The 22,238-nt window shown below is 48.5% G+C and carries 20 protein-coding genes and 1 pseudogene; 6 read left to right on the top strand and 15 right to left on the bottom strand.

Going from position 1 to position 22,238, the window contains the following annotated elements; translation table 11 throughout:
* Nucleotides 1-82: 82 nt before the first annotated feature.
* The 5 genes and pseudogenes from P0Y67_RS02680 to P0Y67_RS02660 form a co-directional block, all read right to left on the bottom strand.
* Nucleotides 83-973, bottom strand: a pseudogene (locus tag P0Y67_RS02680) (threonine aldolase family protein); the annotation flags it as partial.
* A 128-nt stretch (nt 974-1,101) separates the two neighbouring features.
* Entirely contained in the window at nt 1,102-1,821 is a 720-nt protein-coding gene (locus P0Y67_RS02675) for a L,D-transpeptidase family protein (RefSeq protein ID WP_342390638.1), read from the bottom strand.
* Between the two features lie 79 nt (nt 1,822-1,900).
* Entirely contained in the window at nt 1,901-2,329 is a 429-nt protein-coding gene (locus P0Y67_RS02670) for a hypothetical protein (protein ID WP_342390637.1), read from the bottom strand.
* A 278-nt stretch (nt 2,330-2,607) separates the two neighbouring features.
* A complete protein-coding gene (locus tag P0Y67_RS02665) occupies nt 2,608-2,961 on the bottom strand; it encodes a hypothetical protein (protein ID WP_342390636.1) in 354 nt (117 codons plus the stop codon).
* A gap of 189 nt (nt 2,962-3,150) precedes the next feature.
* The gene (locus P0Y67_RS02660; RefSeq protein WP_342390635.1) at nt 3,151-3,453 is read right to left on the bottom strand and encodes a putative quinol monooxygenase; all 303 of its coding nucleotides are present in this window, start codon (nt 3,451-3,453) and stop codon (nt 3,151-3,153) included.
* Between the two features lie 109 nt (nt 3,454-3,562).
* Between P0Y67_RS02660 and P0Y67_RS02655 the strand changes: the two genes are divergently transcribed.
* Nucleotides 3,563-3,970, top strand: a complete 408-nt coding sequence (locus tag P0Y67_RS02655; protein ID WP_192014094.1) for a VOC family protein — start codon at nt 3,563-3,565, stop codon at nt 3,968-3,970.
* A 50-nt stretch (nt 3,971-4,020) separates the two neighbouring features.
* Here P0Y67_RS02655 and P0Y67_RS02650 read toward each other — a convergent pair whose 3' ends face one another.
* The 6 genes from P0Y67_RS02650 to P0Y67_RS02625 all read right to left on the bottom strand — a co-directional run bounded on the left by P0Y67_RS02650 (nt 4,021) and on the right by P0Y67_RS02625 (nt 11,367).
* On the bottom strand, nt 4,021-4,464 hold the full coding sequence (locus P0Y67_RS02650; RefSeq protein ID WP_342390634.1) for a YtoQ family protein: 444 nt from the start codon (nt 4,462-4,464) through the stop codon (nt 4,021-4,023).
* A gap of 143 nt (nt 4,465-4,607) precedes the next feature.
* Nucleotides 4,608-5,069, bottom strand: a complete 462-nt coding sequence (locus P0Y67_RS02645; RefSeq protein ID WP_342390633.1) for a GNAT family N-acetyltransferase — start codon at nt 5,067-5,069, stop codon at nt 4,608-4,610.
* Between the two features lie 40 nt (nt 5,070-5,109).
* Nucleotides 5,110-6,462, bottom strand: a complete 1,353-nt coding sequence (gene yegD / locus P0Y67_RS02640) for a molecular chaperone (RefSeq protein WP_342390632.1) — start codon at nt 6,460-6,462, stop codon at nt 5,110-5,112.
* Between the two features lie 108 nt (nt 6,463-6,570).
* Nucleotides 6,571-7,047, bottom strand: coding sequence for a hypothetical protein (locus P0Y67_RS02635; RefSeq protein ID WP_342390631.1), 477 nt, complete (start codon nt 7,045-7,047; stop codon nt 6,571-6,573).
* 413 nt (nt 7,048-7,460) lie between these two features.
* Nucleotides 7,461-8,441, bottom strand: a complete 981-nt coding sequence (locus P0Y67_RS02630; RefSeq protein WP_342390630.1) for an HD domain-containing phosphohydrolase — start codon at nt 8,439-8,441, stop codon at nt 7,461-7,463.
* Nucleotide 8,442: 1 nt separating this feature from the next.
* Complete coding sequence (locus P0Y67_RS02625) at nt 8,443-11,367, bottom strand: MHYT domain-containing protein (RefSeq protein ID WP_342390629.1); 2,925 nt, start codon at nt 11,365-11,367, stop codon at nt 8,443-8,445.
* A gap of 280 nt (nt 11,368-11,647) precedes the next feature.
* Between P0Y67_RS02625 and P0Y67_RS02620 the strand changes: the two genes are divergently transcribed.
* The 3 genes from P0Y67_RS02620 (at nt 11,648) to P0Y67_RS02610 (ending at nt 14,466) form a co-directional block, all read left to right on the top strand.
* Nucleotides 11,648-12,424, top strand: a complete 777-nt coding sequence (locus tag P0Y67_RS02620; protein ID WP_342390628.1) for an AzlC family ABC transporter permease — start codon at nt 11,648-11,650, stop codon at nt 12,422-12,424.
* The gene (locus tag P0Y67_RS02615) at nt 12,424-12,741 is read left to right on the top strand and encodes an AzlD domain-containing protein (RefSeq protein ID WP_342390643.1); all 318 of its coding nucleotides are present in this window, start codon (nt 12,424-12,426) and stop codon (nt 12,739-12,741) included. The genes P0Y67_RS02620 and P0Y67_RS02615 overlap by 1 nt, the downstream gene beginning before the upstream one ends.
* A gap of 162 nt (nt 12,742-12,903) precedes the next feature.
* Nucleotides 12,904-14,466, top strand: a complete 1,563-nt coding sequence (locus tag P0Y67_RS02610) for a cytochrome-c peroxidase (protein WP_342390627.1) — start codon at nt 12,904-12,906, stop codon at nt 14,464-14,466.
* 59 nt (nt 14,467-14,525) lie between these two features.
* On the opposite strand, the gene P0Y67_RS02605 is transcribed toward P0Y67_RS02610, so the two are convergent.
* From P0Y67_RS02605 to P0Y67_RS02595, 3 genes are all read right to left on the bottom strand, one after another.
* A complete protein-coding gene (locus P0Y67_RS02605) occupies nt 14,526-15,062 on the bottom strand; it encodes a hypothetical protein (protein ID WP_342390626.1) in 537 nt (178 codons plus the stop codon).
* 255 nt (nt 15,063-15,317) lie between these two features.
* Entirely contained in the window at nt 15,318-17,489 is a 2,172-nt protein-coding gene (locus P0Y67_RS02600) for a cytochrome-c peroxidase (protein WP_342390625.1), read from the bottom strand.
* A gap of 76 nt (nt 17,490-17,565) precedes the next feature.
* Entirely contained in the window at nt 17,566-18,264 is a 699-nt protein-coding gene (locus P0Y67_RS02595) for a PEP-CTERM sorting domain-containing protein (RefSeq protein ID WP_161457051.1), read from the bottom strand.
* An 864-nt stretch (nt 18,265-19,128) separates the two neighbouring features.
* Between P0Y67_RS02595 and P0Y67_RS02590 the strand changes: the two genes are divergently transcribed.
* Nucleotides 19,129-20,547, top strand: a complete 1,419-nt coding sequence (locus P0Y67_RS02590; protein ID WP_342390624.1) for an MATE family efflux transporter — start codon at nt 19,129-19,131, stop codon at nt 20,545-20,547.
* Nucleotides 20,548-20,562: 15 nt separating this feature from the next.
* On the opposite strand, the gene P0Y67_RS02585 is transcribed toward P0Y67_RS02590, so the two are convergent.
* Entirely contained in the window at nt 20,563-21,378 is an 816-nt protein-coding gene (locus P0Y67_RS02585; protein ID WP_342390623.1) for an AraC family transcriptional regulator, read from the bottom strand.
* 83 nt (nt 21,379-21,461) lie between these two features.
* On the opposite strand from P0Y67_RS02585, the gene P0Y67_RS02580 reads away from it, so the two are divergent.
* On the top strand, nt 21,462-22,187 hold the full coding sequence (locus tag P0Y67_RS02580; protein ID WP_342390622.1) for a glutamine amidotransferase-related protein: 726 nt from the start codon (nt 21,462-21,464) through the stop codon (nt 22,185-22,187).
* The last annotated feature ends 51 nt before the right edge of the window (nt 22,188-22,238 follow it).

The following is a 22,238-nucleotide window of genomic DNA, read 5'->3' as shown; positions in this document are numbered from 1 at the left end:
CGGTCACTGCGCCATGCTGACCCATCCGGCCTTTGCAGAATTTACCCATACCTACGGCCGTTTAGGCTTTGGCCTTGTCGGCGCTGACCGGCAGGTACAGATGCAGCATATTGGCCTGAGGCGCTGTCGGATTGGGCGTTAACAGCGGGTAATCTTTCAATATGCGGTAGAGCTGCTGAGTACGCTCGAATAAGGCCGGCATCAGCGCCAGGCGCTGATCAAACTGCATAGCCGCGGAAACCGCATACGGTGTGCGACGATATACGTTACCGCCCTGGCGTTGCATCCAGAGGCGAGCCTTTTCAATGAATTTTCTATCGCCCAGCAGCATAGAACCGCCTAATCCGCCAATGCCTTTGTATAAAGAGACATAGGCTGAATCGAAACCTTCAGCAATCTCGCTGTACTCACGGCCATACCAGGCTTTGGCTTCCCACAATCTGGCACCGTCCATGTGCAGATGAATACCCTGCTCGCGACAATGGGCTTTGATAGCGTTTAAATCATCCCATTCAGGCAGCTGACCGCCAATTTCGCGCATTGGAAGTTCATACAGCACGGCAGCAATATCGTCCGGCCATTCCTGCAGATCGGCCAAAGACCAGGTTTGATAAGGGTTGCCGACAGGCAGAATGGTAAAACGTTGCTGCAGCAGGTAGCCTTGCGCTTCATGCAGGTAAATATGACTGGAGGGATGCATGGCCACAATAGGGTTTTTGCGTGCGATACAGGCCAGTTGCAGTGCGGTAGGTTGGGTCATTGTACCCGAGATAACGAACAGGCCGGCTTCGTAGCCCAGAAGATCGGCGACTTTGGTTTCAAACTGCTGCAGATCATCGCCCTGACCGTAAATATCATGTTTGATCTGATTGTCCTGGCACCAGTCTGCCATTTGCCGGAAGATGTCGGCCGGAGACATTTCACGGTTGCCGGGGACAGACAGAGTGCATTGAGAGCGTAATTCCGTGCTCATAATAATCCTTGAAATAAGCCACTTAATTTTAATTTGTCGCCAGGAGTTTATGGCGGCTTATTCCAGTGCGCAACAGATCTCATTGACAGTTATGATAGCGATCCGCTCTGGGAGTCTTATTAGCCTGTTTAATATTCAAAACGGGAAAATTCGCTTTCAATCGATGCATACAACTCAGATATCCAGGCCGGGGAGGTGTCGGGTACAGGGCGGATCGGGTTTTTCCGTGGATCATGCGGGGCAATCACCACTTCGACATTGTCTTTGCCGATTTTCCCCACCAGGGTAAACAATTCTTCCACCGCGCTGTCGCCGATAGCAAGACAACCAATGGAGTCGGCTTTGCCATGAATGAAAATATTGGAACCCGGTGATTGCCGGCCTTCGAGCGCGGCGTATTTGAGATCGAAGTTGTTGGGATAGTTAAGCTTCATCGACAAGTGGAAACGACTGTTCGGGTTGAGGCCGATGATTTTGTAGATGCCTTCGGGCACCTGCCGGTCGCCTTCCTTGAGCTTTGGTCCTGCTTTACCGCTGGCTGCCGTGACAGGGTAACTATAGACGAAATGGCGCCGACCCTGCTGATCAAACGCCCATAGCTCCAGGGCTTTTTCTTCTTTCAGGCCAAGCAGCGCAATTTTCTCCGGCGGATAGCTCACATTGGCCTGGCGAAATCTGTATTTCAGCCGCATTTCAGACAAGTGGCCGTAAGTCGCTAATACGTCATCAACGGTTCGCTTTCCCAGCGAAGAGGGCGCGACAGAGGTTGAAACGGACTGTCCATGAGCATGTGTGGTCATCAGTAAATACACAGCGGTAAACAGGGCTGAAAATTGAATAGTGCGCATAATTCCCCAACGTCACATCTAGTCCATTAAACGAAAAATGTTGATTACATTATCAGCAGTAAGCTGTCAGTGTGTCAGATCACAGCGGCTGGAAAGTAAAATCCTCAATAACGCCATCGATGTCTGCATTCAGCACGTAATCAAGGTGCATGTTCCCTTTTTGCTGATAGAAGCTGATTCGGTAACCTTTATCGCCGTGGTTATTATCCACACGGTAATTGCTGGTCACTCGGGTACTGATCGCATCGCCCCGGACAATGCCGTTTACAGCCGGAGAGGTGGCAACGATGTACGTTAGCTGATTTTCTTCTAAGCTATTGAATTTTATATAAGCGTAAGTTTTCTTTTTTATCAGTTGGCCATTTTCCAGAACGTTGCCGTTGCTCTCTGAAAAATAGTAGCCATTCAGGTTAACTGTAGACTCAAACCCGATCTCAGGATCTGGCTGGCCCATAGACGCACAGCCTGATAACGATGAGAGAAGAATGATAGATAGTGCCTTTTTCATACTCACCTTGATTCTTATAATGATGAAAAGGGGCCAGAAACCCCCAACCAATGACAGTATTTAATGGCGTCAGAACGCTGTGCGTCATTAACTGGTTATTGCAAAATGGCAGGTAAGCAGAAGGTTTAAGCGAGGAATCGGTATAAGCGCACTCTTGGCAGGCAATAAGTGGCAGGCAACAAACGGCAGGAACAGCGAGCAGGTGACTGTCAGCTGTATGGGTCGGCCACTATACAAAGCAGCGAATATTGCCCCCAGTGCTTCTTAGCCTGCTCAGGCTAAAGCAGCATATCTTTCGCACAGTAGATGCTGCTGATGCCGGGTGCGCTGTAGCAACTCAGTTTGTCTTGTAATATGGCTGAAGGTAATGCGAATCCGGTTCGACCGTTTACCTTAATGGTGGTTTTGTTCGCGTTGATGTGATGGGAGATCTCAGAACCGTTGCTGAGTGTCCAATAGGTATCAAAATCGCTGGTATTGGCACAGACCGAAATGGAGCAACTGACCGGGGTTGTTTCTCCGCGCTCGAACACAATGCACTGCGCTTGCATTTCACCACAGCCAGCGTTCGCCGTTGCCGATACCATTAAGCCACACATCAGAGTGAGGGATAAACAGGTAAAGCCTTTCATAATCCACCTTACTTCGCTTCGTATTAGTCTGTTCTTGGGGCGTGTTACTAAGGCGACCAAAGTGACGAGAGGATGCAGGTTTTTTCGGCTGGCGCTGATTTGCGCCTAATCCGGGTGCTGAAGACAGGTGCTTTATACGCCTGTCTTCAGAAGCGGTGTTGACAGAAAAATGATCGCAGCTGCGAGAAATTACCGCTGGAAATTGCGATGCTCTACATCGCAGCGGATGACAGATTGATCGTCGATTAACCCGGCTAAGTGCTTGCGGCTTTCCAGGTAATGCGGTGTCAGTTTGTGCGCTGCAAGTGCGTCTTCACTGGTGTAGATTTCATACAGGTAGAAGCAGTGGTCGTTGTCCTGGGCTGACAGCACATCGAACACCAGGCAGCCTTCTTCATTCTCTACCGAAGCCCTGGCGTTTTCCTTCATGATCGAGAGATACTGGTCTCGACATCCTGCTTTGACTGAATTTTTCACAACAATACAAAACATAAAGCGCACTTCCTTTTTGTCGGTTTGAGGAACAACTCGTTCTTCGTTTGAATATTCGGCCTCATATTGTATACAATGAATTAAATTATTGCACACGGAGTGGCTGAATATGGCTGAGAGACCAAAACCTTTGAACGGATTACGACATTTAGCACTAGCGGTATATCCCTTTGAGGAGTGTATCCGCTTCTATACCGAGATACTGGGTATGGAAGTGCTCAGAAAAGCGAGCGATAACCTGATTTACCTCAGCTGCGGTAACGACAATTTGTCGCTGAGCCGGGCGTATGAACCGCAGGAGAATCACAATCAGTCACTTGATCATTTCGGGTTCATAGTAGACAGCAAAGAAGAATTGCAAGCCTGGTTTGTGTTTCTCAAAGCCAAAGGCGTGCCGTTATTGGATACACCGCATGATCACAGTGATGGCGCGCGCAGTTTTCATTGCACCGATCCGGCCGGCAATGTCGTTCAGCCGATTTATCATCCTGCCATTTCAGGCCAGCGCCTGCGCTAGTAAGGCGCTTTCCCCGACGCAATCGGTGTGATCGCGTCGGGGACAGATGATTATTTTTGATTCAGTAAATAATCTAATATTTCAACAATTTGTGCTGGATCTGTCGCCCAGGCATTGGCGCTGGCATCCACTTCTTTGAGCGGATGGACAATGTCTTCGCTGTGCAGTGTGATATAGGGTTTATCCAGTGCAGCACAGTATCCGGCATCAAATGCGGCATTCCACTGCTTGTATTTATCACCGAAACGGATGACAGCCACGTCGCATTGTTTGATTAGTTTCTGTATCCGAATGGCATTGACCTTGGCCGATTTATGGTCGCGCCAGAAGCTGTTAGATTCAGCCCCTAACCCATCACCTGCAGCGTCACTGCTGTCGTGATCCGTGACGGCTGAAGTAAACACAATATTGAGATCTTTCGCCTCACAGCCTTTAATGATTTGTTCCCGCCAGTCGGTGTGGATTTCACCAGAAAGATAGACATTCCAGGTCATTGCTTACCCCTTTTCCTTTATTGCATGTCTCTGTCATCAATGTGCGCGCAATTTGTGTACATGATGTAGAGATGGATTCATGGTTATTTAAGTATCTTATTGTACACAAATTGATGTTTGTTGCACACCAATAGGAGGACAATTCAGAAGTAGCTTGGGTAAGCGCGCAGGGGAGTGTCTGGGGAGCGGGTGATGAACAGGCAATTGCTTTGGTTGCTGATCCGTTCAAAGCCGAGTTTTTGATAAAATGCGGTGTCGATGTCGCTGTGAAGAAAAACCGTTGTTGTCGTTGTGCCGGAGAAAAGATGACGGACAATGCCGAGAATCAGCTGACTGGCATAGCCTTGCCGGCGATGAGCCGGTGAAGTTGCTATCGAGCCTATGCCTGTTTGCCCGTCTTCCAGACCAAACTGATGACGGTACAGAATCAGAGAAGCGACAGGCACATCAGCTTCTAGCAGCACGTACCATTGGCCAGCGGCGTATTTCCGGCTGCGTTTGCAGGCGGCCAGATACTCAACCTGGGGCATTTCACCGCCCCAGGCGTCGTAGCCCATCATATACACTGAGTTCATCTCGGACTCAGTGGCTGGTCTGATTTGCATCTGTTTTCTTTTTGTTAATTGCCGGTCTGGTAATTGCTGATCACCGAAAGCAGAATTCCGCCCAGCGACTCAGGCCAGCGGTGACCGAACCAAAATAATCACCGGCCACGATCGGCACACCGGGCAGGCGTTGCTCGATAAGCTGGCGTAGCATGGGGGAGCGGGCACTGCCGCCTGTCATAAAGATAACGTCCGGTGCGCATTCCGCCTGAGATAAAGCTTCATTGATCAGACTGCTGATCTTCTCCGCGTTGCTGTTGACCGCCTCTGCCAGTTCATGACTGGTACAGCTGATCGGCAGTGTTTCCTGTCCGATGCGGATCTCAGTGCTGGCACTGGCCGAATCGGATAACGCGATTTTCAGCAGTTCGGCTTCACGCACCAGCTGATGACCTAAGGTATGGTGATAGACCTGCAGCAGCCTTTGCAGCAAAGCAGGTTCAGCGGAGTCCCGCACGAGCTGTTGCAGTACGGCTAAGTTCGCGCTGGCGTAAAAATCACTTTGTGCGGCCACATTGTTGATCGCCACCGGGTTCCAGAATTGGCTGATCGGCGCTGCCAGTCCGCGCTGGTTGGTGCTGTGCTTGCCAAACAAAGGCATGATACGCTCGAAGGCGAGGGCGATATCCAGATCGTTTCCGCCAACGCGGCTGCCACTGTGGGCCAGCAATCCTTCAGTTCTGTCTTCTTTATTTAACCAGCCCGGTCCCATTTGCAGCACGGAGCAATCGGTGGTACCGCCACCAATATCGACCACAAGGACGGTTTTGTCTTCTTGCAACTGGCTCTCGTATTCCAGACCGGCAGCCACAGGTTCAAACTGAAATTCTATCGCTTTGAAGCCGGCGCGCGTTGCCGCCCGGCGCAGAATACTCTCGGCCTGCTGGTTGGCCTTACTTCCGCCTGTACCCTGAAAGTTGACAGGGCGCCCGATAACAGCATGGGTGATACTCTCACCGCACTGGCTTTCACTGCGGTGTTTGATGTTTGCCATCATGGCGCAGACCAGATCTTCAAACAGGCTCAGTTGGATGTCATGTAAACCGGAAGCGCCAAGGAAGGACTTTGGTGATTTGACGTAATACACTTCATCAGGATCATTGAGGTAGGTGTCCAGCGCCTGCTGACCAAACTGTAAGGCCTGCGCATCCACGATGATGTCATCGTCTTTGTTGGCAGAGATCGAACGGCGCAGTAATTGCTCTCCAATCTTATCAGCGGGTTTGATGTCATAGTGACGAAATAGCGCCTCGCTGACGGCCTCGCGGCTTGGTGCCGCCAGTGTTGAAGGAATGAAAAAGCTCTCGCCTTCAAGGGGAAGCAACCTTGGCTGACCATTCTCCATAACAGCAACAGCGCAGTTGGCTGTGCCGTAGTCGAAACCTATGTACATACTTCCTCCTGACAACTAAAAAGCCGACCAGTGTACGAAAATTTCGGCCTAAGACAAGAAAAGGAAGCGCAGAGCGCGAGAATTGCATTGCGTCTCGCAGAACTGCTTCTAGCGATAAAGCTTACGGAAGAATTTTGACGTGAGCGTGTAGTCGTAACGGAGCTGGATCAGCGAATAAATTAAGGTAGAACCGGCCACTGTTCCCCAGGGGTAGAAGAAAAAGAGGATGCAGCCAAACAACATAGTGGCTTTTTCAGCCCAGGGATGGCGGATCAAGAGTCCGTATCCGGCAGTGAGGTGAAGCACTATCATTAACACAGCCAGCAGCACCATAGAGAAATTGTTGGTTTCAATGTTCATGATGCCGTCGATGGCGGCCTGAAAACCTGAAACAATGCCCCATATCAGCCAGATAATCGCATAAAGGGCATGAAAACCTATCGCCAGCCTGAATTTGAGTGAGTATTTTGATCGCAGAGTATCGTGAGACTGCGATTGTTCGCCCTCAGTACATTTTTTACACATTTCTACCGGAGTACCGTCAGGTTTATCCAGCGTTCGAACACCGCATTGTACGCAGTACATTATTTACGCACCACTTGCCTGTTTATCGCATCGCATTTTATCGCCATAGCTGTAGTTACAAATTTACAGATGCAAAGCTTCATGAGTTAACAACATTTCCCAACAAATATAATTTCATATAATGCCGTGTTCTTTAACATTTGAATGTCAGTTTTTCGCTTTTATGGTGTTTGAAATGATGAAAATGCTGTGGGAGTCTCATTTTGATGAATTAAATGTACTGTTACATAAGATTATGAAATTTAAGGCTTATGTAAATTAGTGTTGCCTGAATTTAGGTGGCAACTGCCGGCAGTATACTTTCTGGCTTTTTTCCGTACGTGATGGCATCGCATGATACTGCTTATATTTTGTCAAAGAATGCATCGAAAAGAAGCATCGAATAGGTTGATGCATCTATTTCTCTGCGGATCTTATTCAGGCCACTTTTTTTTCAAATCCACTAATTCTGACAGGCAACGATTAAAGGCCTCGACAAGAACCGGGTCGAAGTGGGTGCCGCTATGTTTACAGATATAGTCAGAAGCATCTTCAATGCTCCAGGCCGGCTTGTAAGGGCGTTTGCTTGTCAGGGCATCAAATACATCGGCAATGGCTGTTATACGCGCTTCAATGGGAATAGCCTCTGCCTGTAAACCGTAAGGGTAGCCTGTGCCGTCCCATTTTTCATGATGATAGACGGCGATGTTTTTGGCCATCTGCATTAGCTCGGAGGGGTCATTTCCCAAAATTTCTGCCCCTATCAGGGTATGGCGCTGCATGACTTGCCACTCTTCACCAGACAGTGCCCCTTTCTTTTGCAGAATATGATCCGGGATACCAATTTTGCCGATATCATGCATGGGGGCTGCATGGAGCAGGGTTTCCGACCACGCCGGGCTGTAACCTGCAGCTCTTGCAATCGTGTGGGCATAATGACTCATACGGATTACGTGATGACCCGTTTCGTTATCTTTATATTCAGTTGCTCTGCTCAGTTTCTGAACCACGGAAAGTCTTGTTGATTTCAGCTCGTCCATTTTGACCAGCGACAGCTGATTTTTCACACGGGCCCGGACAACGGGCGGGCTGACGGGTTTGGTGATGAAATCGACGGCGCCTAATTCAAAACCTTGTGTTTCATCTTTAGTGTCTGACAGCGCGGTCACGAAGATCACCGGAATGTGTTTGGTGTCTGGTGCGGCAGAAAGCTGTTCAATAACTTCATAGCCGGACAGACCTGGCATCATAATATCCAGCAGGATCAGATCGGGTTTTTCTGTGTTAGCCAGTGCAATGGCGCGGCTGCCGTCCCGGGCGAATAGCAGGCGGTAATCCGATGCCAGAATGTTTTTCAGCACTTGCAAATTGGCAGGTTCATCATCCACTACCAGAAGGGTTTTACGTTCATCCATGTTATGCCTCCACAGTCTGCTGGCTGACGAGATAATTATTCAGCAGCGTGGCTGCCCGGTCCAATTCAAAATCGCTCATGGCCGATTCCACATCCATTGCCAGTTCTGCAGGGAGCTGGGATTTAACCGCTGAAAAAGCGCAATCCGGCATTTCACCCTGTTCCAGTTGCTGAATGATTTTGCTTATATCGTCATGGTTTAGGGCTGCCGCTGTTTGATGCTCAGGCTCTGCAGAGAAATCCTCTACTGAAGTGAGCAGCAGCGTAATGGCATTAAACATTTCGCGGTATTGAGTAAACAGCGGAACGGTATTTTCGTCACGCTGTAATGCTTGTTCCAGTTTTTTCATGCAGTGATGGATACCCGGCATGCACAGGTTGCCAGTCACGCCTTTCAGGCGGTGTACATGTGACAGGGCTTTTGTCTGGCTGCCACTGAGCAGACGAGCCAGAAAATCCGGGTGGTGCTGTGGCTGACTGATGAATTTCTGTATGGCGGCGAGTTGTGATTGTTCATTGCCCCAGAGCAGGCGTCCTTTTTCCAGATCGATCAGGGTATCCTGATTGTCGTCTTGTTTCTCAGGGTGAACCGGGGCCTGGGTGATAATCCCTTTCAGGTAAGCAATTTCGGCTTTCAGCGCATAGATATCGATCGGCTTGACGGCAAATCCATTCATGCCGGCGGCGAGTGCGTTACGCCTGTCTTTTTCAAGTACGCTTGCCGTTAAAGCAATAATAGGAACTTCTTTTAATTGCTGTTCTTTTTCGTAAGCCCGGATGGCTTTACTGGCTTCCAGGCCATTCAGTTCAGGCATCTGAACATCCATGAGAACGATGTCAATGTGCCTGGACTTATATTGCTCTATGGCTTCTGTCCCGGTTCTGGCCGTGATTAACTGATGATTATCTCTTTTTAATAATCCGGACATCAGCTCCAGATTTTGCTCGACATCGTCTGCCACCAGTATGGTCATCGGTGGTATGTGCACATTGTCTGTTGTGTTGTCATCAATCTGAGTGGACTGGCCTGCCGGTAATGGCAGATCGACACGGAAGGTGGAGCCCTGACCGGGCTGGCTGTAGACGGCGACTTTACCGTCCATCAGTTCAACCAGCTGTTTGGCTATGGTCGTCCCCAGACCTGTGCCGCCAAAACGGCGCGACATAGTGCTGTCTGCCTGCGAGAAAGGGGCGAAGATGCTCTCCAGTCTGTCTGGCGCAATGCCAATCCCCGTGTCCTCAACCAGAATGGTGATGCCTTTGGTGCGGCTGGAACTAATGTCCAGTCTGACATAACCCCGCTCGGTGAACTTTACCGCGTTACTCAGTAAGTTCAGGATAATTTGCTGAACGCGGAGCGGATCACCCTGGAAATATTCACTGAGCTGCGACTCATAGCGCATTGTCAGTTCTATGCCTTTTTTGTTGGCTAACAGAGATTGGGTGGCGATCAATTGCTCACAGATTTGGCGAAGAGAGAAATGACGGGATTCAAGCTGTGTGGTCCCGCTTTCCAGCTTGGCAGAATCCAGTACATCGTTAAGCAGGTTGAGCAGAGTTTTTGCAGAGTGCCGGATAATGCCCAGATGTCTTTGCTGTTCGGTGCTCATCTTACCGTCCAGCATGAGTTCGGAAAAACCGATAATGGCATTCATTGGCGTTCGCAATTCATGACTCATGTTGGCCAGAAAGGTACTTTTTGCCTGAGCCGCGATTTCTGCTTCTTCTTTGGAACGGCGCAGATCGGCTTCCATTTGTTTCTGCTTGCTGATGTCTGTGATCACACCGACAAAGGTGCTGACGCCATTGAGTCTGGATTCGCCGATAGATAAACGGATCGGCTTCATCAGGCCATTTTTGTGCAATGCCGTGACTTCTCTGCCAATGCCGATAATGCGCGCTGTCCCGGTTTTGCGGTAATTTTCCAGGTAGGAATCGTGCGCGCTTTGATAGGGTTCTGGCATCAGCATGCTGATGTTCCTGCCAATGACTTCACTCTCGTGATAACCAAAAATACGTTCTGCAGAGGCATTAAATGACAAGATGATACCGCGGTGAGACATTTTAATAATACCGTCGACGGCGGTATCTATGGTGGCTTTCAGCTCAGCAGCGGTTTCTTCACTGTGCTGCAGTAAAGAGCGGTAGCGGGTCAGGGCGTTGACAGCCGCAATGATCAGGCTCAGGGATACGGTGACAATGGAAATGGTAATAGCCAGTAAGTAATGACGCTGGCTGCCAGGGATAAATGCCGGATCGGGCTGGCCGACAAAACGGGTCGCTTCCATCGCGGTATAATGCATGCCTGCAATGGCCAGTCCCATGACAACACTGGCAATGAGCTGGATCTGATAACCAGGCATTGAGCGGTGTTTACGCAGATCAAAACTGATCCATAACGCCAGAGTGGCTAATGAGGCGGCGACAACTATGGAGAGTGCGAATAAGGCCGGGTCATATTTTAGCGCAGGACCCAGTACCATCGCCGCCATGCCTATGTAGTGCATTGAGCCAATACCCAGGCCGACGGTTATACCACACAGTATCAGTCGTGCATTACTGACAGCCCGTTTCGTCAGTAAATGGAGCGTTACCCAGGATGCAAGAAAACTGGGGATGGCGGAAAGCAGGGTAGTGCTGATGTCGTAGTTCACTGTGGTACACAGCTCGAACGCCAGCATACCAATGAAATGCATGGCCCATACACCCACCCCTAACGAAGCTGCGCCTGTCAGTATATGCAGGCGGCGCAGTAAGCGGCTACGGCTCTGTTTGGCCGACTCGGCTAAAGAAAGCGCCAGTAAAGAGGCACCCACAGAGATAAGCAAAGAGATGGCAATCAGTGAAAAGTTATATTCACCAGAGACCAGAAGGCTTGGGTCTGTGCCGTCGGAGATAAAAAAACGCGAAAAGAGATCTGCAATCATGATTCATCAAAGACCAGTTATCCGTCATCTGATGCGAGATAACCGGTTAGGTTAAAATAGTGTTGTATTTTTATGTCAATGGGCGCTCACATTATCCTGTCGGTCAGGAAGAGTAAACCATTGGGACGTTAGTAAGTGCTAATAATCAACACAATATCAATAAACAGTGATTACCTTATGAACTGACACTCTTATTACTGTTTAAGACAAATTTGTACAAGATTGAGGTTTTGTTTTGGCGTAAAGTGACTGTTTTCGTAGTGTGTATAGTAGTAAGGCAATGAAAGAAAGAGAAATATCAAAGGAAACATCTGCCGTTTTACTGACTGGCAAGGAGAAACGACGGCTGTTTAAACAAGGCGCACTCGCTGTGATGCCTTTATGTGTGGCCGTTATCCCCTGGGGGTTACTTGCCGGTTCCTTTGCTATTGATGCCGGGCTGGACGTGTTTCAGAGTGTGGCCATGTCAGCGATAGTGTTTGCCGGGGCGGCGCAACTGGTAGCGACCGGGTTACTGAAAGCCGGGGTCGGTATTGTGACCATCTTACTGACCACCTTTTTCATTACCTCAAGGCACTTGTTGTACAGCATCACGATGCGAAACGTGATCAGCCCGCTTCCGCTTCGCTGGCGGTTGGGTTTGGGTTTCCTTCTGACCGATGAGCTTTTTGCCTTGTGTGGCAACCAGTCCCCCCAGCGTTTCCAGCCCTGGTATGCACTGGGCGCCGGACTTTGGTTTTACATCAGCTGGAACATCGCCACATTAGCAGGCATTTTCGCGGGAAAATTTATCCCGAATCTGGACAGCCTGGGTTTGGATTTTGCCATCGCCGCCACTTTTATCGCTATCGTCGTACCCAGTATTCAGCGCTGGCCGGTGTTGATCACAGTACTGATTGCTTTGGTGATGTCGGTTTTAATGGCAGCTCTGGACATAGAAGGCGGGCTGATGATAGCCAGTTTAACCGCTATGTTAGGCGGATATATGTCTGAACGTTTGATGGGAAATACATTGATTCATGGTGAAGTAACAGAAAAACAGCAGGAAGAAAAATGATGTTCTGGCTAACTATATTGGCAATGACGCTGATTATTTTCGCAAGTCGCTATCTATTTTTAGAACCCCGATTGCCTATAAAACTGAACTATCAAACTCAGCGTTTTTTAAGTTATTCGAGCCCGGCTGTACTAACCGCAATTTGGGCGCCTATTGTTTTTTTGCCCGAGAAAAATACTGTTGATATCACGTATAGTAACCCATATTTAATTGGCGCCATTGTTGCGATTATAATCGCTTTGAAAACAAAGAATGTTTTATTAACGGCCGTGATAAGCATGGTGGTGTTTTTTTGCGTATCATTTTTTATAAAATGAGACTTTGTTGCTTATATTATTGATTTAAATAGTTTTCTCTTTTATGAGAAATTCGGATTTATAAACTTAAGTTATAGTTGGTTAATCAAGACTTAACGCTCTCATAGCTGCCCGATTTTATGGGTGGCTGACTTGTGCGTGGAAAAAAAGAAGAGGTTAACCATGGCTATGCAAGCATCAAAAGGCAGGCAGCCTGATAAAGTCAGTGCATATTTAAAACCGATGAAAATAATCGGAACATCCGTTCTGGTTATGTCAATGCTATTTTCATTTAACTCACAAGCTAAAAATGGCAATGAGAATGACTACGATTTACAACCTATAGAGGAATTAGGAAAAAGATTATTTTTTGAAAACATCTCAGATCCAAATCGAATGTCTTGTGCGACTTGCCACGCGCCAAATACGGGCGGTACGTACAATGTATCCGGTGTGAATTTACATCAGGTCGCAGTTACCGGGGCAAGGCCTCATTTAAGACCACAAGATTTAGAAGAGGGACAAGAAAAAACGACGGTGAAAAATGCCGGGGGTCTGAAGCCGCCGACCAATCAATATGTCAGTTTCCTGCATGACGGAGAAGCGAAAGGTCTGCAGAAACTCCAGCTTGCGGGCCAGGGAGCGTGCGGTTTTTTCCCCTGCGGTGGCGCATTCTGGAATGGGCGTGCTAATGGAGACATTGTCGAAAATACCAATTTGGTTTTTGATGTTAACGATGCCAGTTGGCAGAAAAAAGCACTTTACTCTAAATATCTTGGTTCCCTTGCTGATCAGGCCTTTGCCAGCCCATTTTTGAACCCTGTCGAGCAAAACCACAAGAGTAAAGAAGATGTGTGTAGCCAAGTGGAATCCACCAAATGGGGTAAAGAATTGTACTATTCAGCATGGGGCGTGAATTTATCTTGTCAGTCTGCAGATGAATCGGCCACGGCCTTTGCACGTTTTGCTGTTGCTCTGGCGGCATGGCAAATGTCTGAAGATAACAATCGCTTTAACTCAAAACGGGATATTGCTCTTGCAGAAGACGACAATCAACAATTCCCGTTAGCTGGATTCACCGATCTTGAAAACGAAGGGCATGACCTGTTTTATGGCCAGGCTGGGTGTGTTATTTGTCATAACAGCAATGGTGCCAATGGGACGCATCCTCTTGAGCGGTATACCGATGACAGCTATCACGCGATTGGCGTGCCAAGAAACTACGAGCTACCGGGTTCACCCTTACCGGATATCGGGTTACATCCCACACTGGTAAACTTAGGCTTAAATCCGAATGCTTCTTTACCATTCCCTCCATTCAGTATTCAGAATGCCTTTATTGGTGCTCACAAAACACCAACGCTGCGTAATGTTGATAAACGTCCGGGAAAAGGATTTACCAAAGCGTATGCCCACAATGGCTGGTTTAAGAGTCTGGAAAGTATTGTGCATTTCTACAATACCTCAGATGTTGACGGTCAGACCGCATTAGATTTTGGTGTGACTCGTTGCCCTGCGAGTATCGTGACTGAAAAAGAGGCGTTGGCGAATAATTGCTGGCCTGCACCTGAAGTGCCCGATGCACCGCTATTGACCATAGGTGGTGTAACAGGTGATCTGGGATTAACGGCTCATGAAGAAGCGGCGCTCGTTGCGTATCTGAAAACACTCACTGACACCACGACAGTGGAACCACCGAAACCCTATAAAAGCACCAGTAACCCGCCGAAAAAAGGCAAAAAATGAAACTATAAATAAAAACAAAAGCGAGATGATTATCTCGCTCTTTTCTTCTTTATTTTGTCTTACTTTCTTGGCCCCACTGGCACCATGATATGTTCATAGGGGGTGCCTTTCCACATCACATATGGCCCGCCGTTATTGGGATCGGTGGGAAGCGAATCGAGTAAGGTTTTGTCTGGTGTGATAATCATTAAATGTGGTCCTTCAACCACCCATTGATTATCTGCCGTTTTACCTTCCGCATAAGGGTCGATATTGCTTGCGCCGCCGTCACCCGCCAGCATGTAAGAAATACCTATGGCTTTGGTTTCAACGGGTTCTTTTTTCATCCAGGCTTGCGCCCATGCCATCCACGGACCATCCATGCACATAGGGGCTGTCCCTTCCAGTTGAGGAGGTGTTGGAAAGCATGTATAGGTACTGGAGCCTTTTTGTAAGACATTGTTATCCCAGTCCATTACGGTGACTTTATCTCTGAGTGTGGGGGGAGCTGCACTCAATGCATCATCCAGCATTGCTTGTTTGTCATCGGCATTGACGATAGCAGGGATCCCTGCTGTCACAAGCACTACCAGGGGCAGATATCTGGCAAATTTCATACCGTTATCCTTAGTCGAATGACGGTGCTGAGCAGGTAACGAGTAAAGTATAGTCTGCCGGAAGCAAGAACATTATTGTGAACCATATTGGGGTACAGAGTATGCGGCTTATTGGCGTGGTGTTTGTTCGCCATGTTTCATTCTGTGACGTGCGATTAGGTTGCGAATGTGATGCGGTGCCTGTGCTAATCAAGGCCAGTCAAGGCCAAACGGTATTGGCCTTGACTGGTGTTATTGTTCTGGATTGCCGTAGCGTTACAGCGGTCCTCCCTGATTGAACAAATCGCCTGAGTTTGCCCAGCATTGGCTGAAGGGTAAACCGGACGCTCCGACAGCCGGCAGGGTGATCAGAATGTCATCGGCGCGATTATCATTGTTGCTGTCCTGATCAAGATGGCCATTGGAAACCGTTAAGCTTGGGTGGTCGAACGGTGCTTGGGCACAACGTACCCGCTCATCGGTTAACGCTTTCAGGAAGGCCACTAAATCGGCTTGTTCCTGAGAGGTTAAGCCCAGCGGCCTGATGTCCGGATCCAGATTGGAAACATTATCACCAAAGCCAGAGTTATTGTTTGACTCGGAACCTCTGCGGTTGCCTCCCCGGTTGTAGAATTCGACAACCTGTTCAAGCGTCGCCGCACCGCCACTGTGGAAATACGGTGCTGTTAGCGCGATGTTCCGCAACCCGGGCGTTTTGAAGGCACCGTCAACAGCATCACGTTCCAGACCTGCGATTACCCTATCTCGTAGCGCATTGGTTTGCTGCGCGGAGTCGCAAGGAAGGTCACTGAGTACAGGAACCTCAAAGGTGCAGGGATCGACGTCAAACGGATCGGGCGCATTATTGCCGAGCAAAATATCAAAATACTGGCGGGTAAAAGACAGCGGGTTGCCCCAGGGGTCAACAGCACCGACACCGAGATCCTCTTTGGTTGGCCTGACTCCGATGTTGTAGAAACCGTTATCATAGAGTGCAACCTGGTTATCACCCATGATCATTCGCTCAACAAGACCTTCTTCCTGATTTTCCGCTTGCAGGTGAATGGCGGCAGAGGTGAACTCTGGGCCTTTGTGGCAGTTCACACATTTCCCTTTATCAATGAATACCATAAGTCCTTGTTTTTCCTGTTCAGAGAGCGCACTTTCATCGGGTTCAATGGCGGGTGAGCAAGAAGGTTCATGACATCCTCTGAAGCGGTCAAACGCCGTATCATCGGAAATGAGTTCAGCTTCGTAAAGCATGATGGCAATACCCCAGAACAGAGAAAAGTTGATCTCGGTTTGGGTATAGCCCTGGCTGTTACTCACCAGTACCGGTTCGCTGCCGCTGTTATCAATGACAAAGTTGCCACGGGCTGCCCAGTATTGCGGCTCGAAAGCCATTCGAATCAACTGAGCGTAGCTGGCTCGCAAACCTTTGCCGCTGGGATGAACCAGATCGGACAGGTGGCTGTCATTGCTCGCGATATCCTGCTGTGCCAGTGGCTGCAGGCTCACAAGGCGTCGACCAAGATCGGCAAACTGTCTGCCAGCACAGGACATTTCAAAATCGCTTAATGCAGGCCCGACAGCCTGAGAAGCCAGACTGGCGTTGTTGAGATCGATCCGGGCAAGTTCGGGAGTACGGCCGTTAAGGATCATCACCCTTGCTTGCTCATTACGACGTCCGAACGGGTCAGTACCGTTAAAGATATTGTTGGCGCGACCATCCCAAAAGTTTCTGAAGTTAAAGACAGCATTGATGACCGTTGGGGTGTTCCTCGGCTCGACTTTTCGCGTCGCCAGGTTGGACTGTGTATGGAAAATGTTGCCTTCCGGGTCACCGCAATACTCATTCAGATCTCTGGGAATCACAGTGCCGAATGAACCATCGAAGGTTCCCGGTGATGTGGCGGAGTCATTGGTGGAGTAAACAATGGCTGAATTGCGGTCATCTTTATCAACTAACTGGTGAAATGGAAAATCATCCGGGGTGAGCGTGATATTGGCTCGGGCCACTTGGTTACCGGCGGTGAAACCTTCCGTTGCTGCCGGACTGGGTGGTACGGTGCCGCCAAACTCAGTATCAGGGTCGGGATTGCCGTTGGCATCGACCCGCAGCAGGCCGGGGGTAAGAATATTGGTGACCCTGCCATCAGCCCCCGCTTTGAAGTGGCAACTGGCACAGGCTTGTCCGTCACTACCGACTTGCTGATCCCAAAACAAGGCTTTGCCAAGTTTTATGGCGATGTTTTTGTTTCTTACAATACCGGTTAAATCAGGTAGAGGTGCCTGCAGGTTCGTGAGAGCTTCAGGAATCAAACTTTCTATGGGTTCAGGTTCTTCGGCAGGTATTTCAGATTGTGCAAAAAATACAGCCCCCAAGCTAAAACAAGCAATGGTGCAACCGAGTGCACCAAAGCGTATTGCTTTTCTACTTTTTTTCATTATTTTTCCCTCGCATTAATAAACAACAATCAATGCTTACTTCAGAGATTTTATTATTGGTTAATGTTAAATAAATCTATGAGTTAATTTTAAGACGTCTTCTTAGTGACACACTTGCTCCAAATAAAATAGTAGTGAACAGGAGCAGAGAGCCGGGTTCCGGAACTTGATACGTACCGTCGAAATATAAATCGGTGTAATAGTTGTCGGTTAAATGCAACCCTGGGCCATAGTCTTTGAGGGTATAGGTAAAGGATAAAATAGAACCGTGCGAGAACTCATCGATGTTAAAACCCAGCGCGAGGCCATGTGAAAAGAAAGCTGGAGTCACCGAATTATTGAGAGCTAAGCCGTAGTAGTAAAAGTTTCCGGACAGATCATAGCTGTCATTTATCTCCCAGCTGTCGGCACTGTTGCCGGCATTATAGGCATAATCATCATCGCCGTAAAAATCAATGACTGCATCTAATACACCGACAATGTGAACATCAGTAAAGCTACTGCCGGAGTTATTTTTGATCTGCCACTGTAACGTGCCGTAATTATCACCATCAAGCGCAGATGTGAAAGAGGTGACAAACTCGTAGGGAACGTCACTGTAGCCAATACCGTAGTTGTCGAGTGGTGTGTCTACATAAATATTTGTATTGTTGGGAGAAAAGTAGCTGGAAAACGCAAATATGTCGACCAGACCTGCTTGTGACGTTGATGATAACAAGAGGCCAGAGATATATAAGCCAGTGCGAACAGTTCGAAACGTAGATGAGATTTTCATGATACACCCCTGCTTTATTAGTATTTAATTATCTCACGACAAATTAATGCCAAAATCATGCCGTTTTTATTTTATGGCTTAATGTATTGATTTGAATTTGTTTTTTACTTGGTTTTTGTCGTGTTTGTTTTTGTGGTGTAATTTTTTCTGACAGTTAAATTGGTTCTATGTTTTTCATGTCGTGATAGTCAGTCATTACTGTATGTCTTTTATTTTGTCATTAAAAATCAATTGCCTGGATTTTTGATGTATGAGTTTGTTTCTGCGAATGTCTAATAAAATAATAGTAAAGTAATAATAAAGTTAAGAAAGGATGAGGGACTTTATATTTTCTGCCTGTTGTCATTTATATTGACTGCGTCAATGTATGGTTGGATAAATATTCTTTATTTTTAATACTCACAATAATACTGTTGTTAATGATTGCTATTGTTATTCTTGATGTGTTGATGGTTCAGTGAAGATTTGAGTGGTAACTGAATTTTCCTGAGCCTGGGTTTTATCGCAATAATGCCATCAGTGTACTGTTTGTTATTCATTGCTGCATTATGATCTGGCGAGGGTCATTAATGACAATGTATCGCTGGGTGAGAGCAAGATAAGAGGCGGAGCTGAGAATATCTCCACTCAGTGTATTATCCTGCATGCTTTGTTTGCCATCGGCACTGACAATAGCAGCAAACCCCGCTGTAACCGCAATACCAGAAGCAGATGATCATTTATCAAACTGTAATAAGAGCATTCGAAAAGACCATGCAGAAAGACCACAAAAACGAGTGCTTATAGCGGCCTGACTAACTATATTGACTTAAGTATCCGCATCTTCAAGACGTATTCATAACGATAACAACATAAGGCATGGCGATGACAGACAGGCAAAACCGGTTTCTCGAAGGTCCCATCAACAAAGTACTTATCTCGCTGGCGGTTCCCATTATTTTGACCAATATTCTTCAGTCGGCCTATCAGCTGACAGATGCATTTTGGGTGGGACGCTTGGGCGCATCTGAAGTGGCGGCAGTGTCTGTCAGCATGCCCGTTACCTTTCTGGTGATCGCGTTAGGCTCAGGGTTAGCCATGGCGGGCGCAACGCTATCGGCACAATACATGGGGGCAGGACGCCGGGACAAAGTGAACCATGTGGCCGCTCAGACCATGCTGATGGTCGCGGTCACGTCTGCGGTGCTGGGGTTAACCGGCTATTTGCTGTCGCCCTATTTCCTGACGTTACTGGGCGTGAGCGAAAAGGTCTATGGCGATGCGCTCAAGTTCATGCACGTGTCGTTTATCGGGGTGATTTTTGTCTTTTTATTTGCCATGTTTCAGTCGCTGATGCGGGGGATCGGGCAGATAAAGATCCCGCTGATGATTGTCTTCGGCACTGTGATCCTCAACTTTTTTCTGGACCCTTTGTTTATTTTTGGCCTTGGCAGTTTTGAAGGACTGGGTGTAATGGGGGCGGCGCTGGCGACACTGGTCACTCAGTCAATTGCTGCAATACTGGGTCTTATGGTGTTCATGCGGGGCAGACATGGCATTCAGCTGGAATGGCACAACTTCAAGCCCGATTTTGCCTATATTAAAAAAGCGTTTTTTCTGGGTGTCCCTGGCTCAGTAGAGCTGTCTGCCCGTGCATTGGGGATGATCATTCTGTCGTTTCTGGTGGCGAGTTTCGGGACAGTGACGATTGCCTCTTATGGCGTGGGTTCCAACCTGCTGCAGTTTGTGATGATTCCGGCCATGGGGCTGTCGATGGCAGTATCGACCTTGGTGGGGCAGAACATAGGGGCGAACCAGATTGAGCGGGCAGAAAAAATCACCTTGCTGGGCACGCTGTGGGGCTTTCTCGGTCTGACGGTGATTGGCATAGTATTCTATGTTTTCGCTCCTCATCTGATCGCTGTGTTTATCCCGGATGATCCTGAGGTGATCAAAGAAGGTGCCCACTTTTTGCGTACTATGTGCCTGACATGGGGCGGTATTGGGGTACAGCTTTGCGTCGTCTCCGCGTTTCGGGCCTCAGGTAATATGCAGAACGCCATGATGGTTGCACTGGTGTCACAATGGATGGTGCAATTTCCGCTGGCCTATGTGTTGTCAAAACATACGGCGCTGCAGGATAACGGTATCTGGTGGTCGTTTGCTGTCACCAATGTGGTGGTCGCCGTATTTGCATTTTGCTGGTTTAAGCGAGGAACGTGGAAAAAGACCCGGCTGACTGAAGAAGAGCAACAGATAGTGCATATCACGGATGAAGCCTTAATTGAAAAAGGCAATCAGTAGCTCAGTTGCGTGCAGTTACTCAATAGTGCGCTGATGCTTAAACTGCTGCGGGGTCAGTTTGAAGGCCAGCCGGAACGCTTCAATGAAAGCGGAAACAGACTGGTAGCCAATTTCATGGGCCACATCCTGCACCGGTAAACCCTGTTCAAGCAGCGTCATTGCCGTCATGAGCCGCAGGCGCTGCCGCCACTGCGGAAACGTCAGTTGAATTTCTTTCTGAAACACCCGGGACAATGTCCGTTCGGTTGCGCCGGTCTGCCGAGCCCATTGCGCCAGAGTTTTTGTGCTGCCGGGATGAATCAGCAGCTCATCGACTATAGGCGCAAGCCGGCGATCTTGCGGCATGGGCAGCTCCAGTGAACTGTCTTTGTCTGCGCTTAACTCGTCTTCCAGTACTGCCAGCAGGCGCAAGATGCCAGGTGGTTGCTGTTGATCGCGCAAAACGAATTGCCTGAGTTTCAGGATCAGTTCGCGGAAAAACGGCGTCACTTCAATCGGCTGGCTGGAAGCCGGTAAGTGGGTTAAGGACTCAGGGTTCAGGTACACGGCGATAAATGTGGTGTCCTGCAGCGCCCTGGACTCGTGCCGGGTGTGTGCCGGGATAAACAATGCCCTGTGGTGCGGGATATAGAACTGATGTGTGTCAGTGCTGCATTTCAATAATCCCCTGGATGGAAAAATAATCTGATGCCATGCGTGCTGATGCGGTTTGTCGTGAAAGCCTTTGGCCATGTTCAGGGTATTGATCAGAAGAGGTTGGCACGAATAGGTCGCGATCAGTGTATTGCCATCAGGTGTTGCATATGTCTTTTTATCGATATTTTTTGTCATATTGTCGCTACCTGACCGGATCGTTTCGCGCATAGTATGGGTTGTGTTATCGAAACTCAAATACAAAACGCAAAGGAAAAGCAATGAAAGTACATTTTGTTATGCATGAAGCGTTTGAAGGACCAGGCGCTTTATTACAGTGGATTGATCAACGTAATTATTCGACGTCATATTCGCGTGTTTATCTGGGCGAGGTACTACCAGAACGCGGTGATGATATGGATCTGCTGATTGTATTGGGTGGCCCGCAAAGTCCGGCAACCACCAGAGAAGAGTGCCCGCATTTTGATGCCGCAGCGGAAATTACGCTGATCAAAAAAGCTGTCGCAAGCAAAACGCCCGTGGTCGGGTTCTGCCTGGGGGCACAACTTCTTGGGGAAGCGTTAGGTGCGCCGCATAGCCGGAGTCTGGAACCGGAAGTGGGCTGCTTTCCTATCGTGCTTAACAAACACGCAAGGCTGGATCGCAAGTTTGAAGGGTTTCCGCCTGAACTGGTTGTTGGTCACTGGCATAATGACATGCCGGGGCTGACACCTGAATGCCAGGTGCTGGCAACCAGTCTGGGCTGTCCGCGCCAGATTGTGCGTTATACCCCGCTAGCCTATGGCTTTCAGTGCCACCCCGAATTTACCCGCGACTCGGTGGAAGGTCTCATCAGACATTCTGGCGACGATCTCAACAATCACGAAAATAAGCCTTTCATTCAGACGGCTGATCAATTGCGCAATGCCGATTACAGTGAAATGAACCGCGCCTTATTCAGCTTTTTGGATGCGCTGGTGGCTGAGTCGCGCCGTAATCTAATATAAAGCTGCTGTTATTTTCGATAGTGTGTAATCGCTGTTCTGTTGGATGTACCC

It is taken from the genome of Photobacterium sp. SP02 (genome assembly GCF_038519165.1).
GTDB classification, from domain to species: domain Bacteria; phylum Pseudomonadota; class Gammaproteobacteria; order Enterobacterales; family Vibrionaceae; genus Photobacterium; species Photobacterium halotolerans.
The sequence above is the reverse complement of the archived record's forward strand: the minus strand, read 5'-3'. Positions and strand labels throughout refer to the sequence as shown.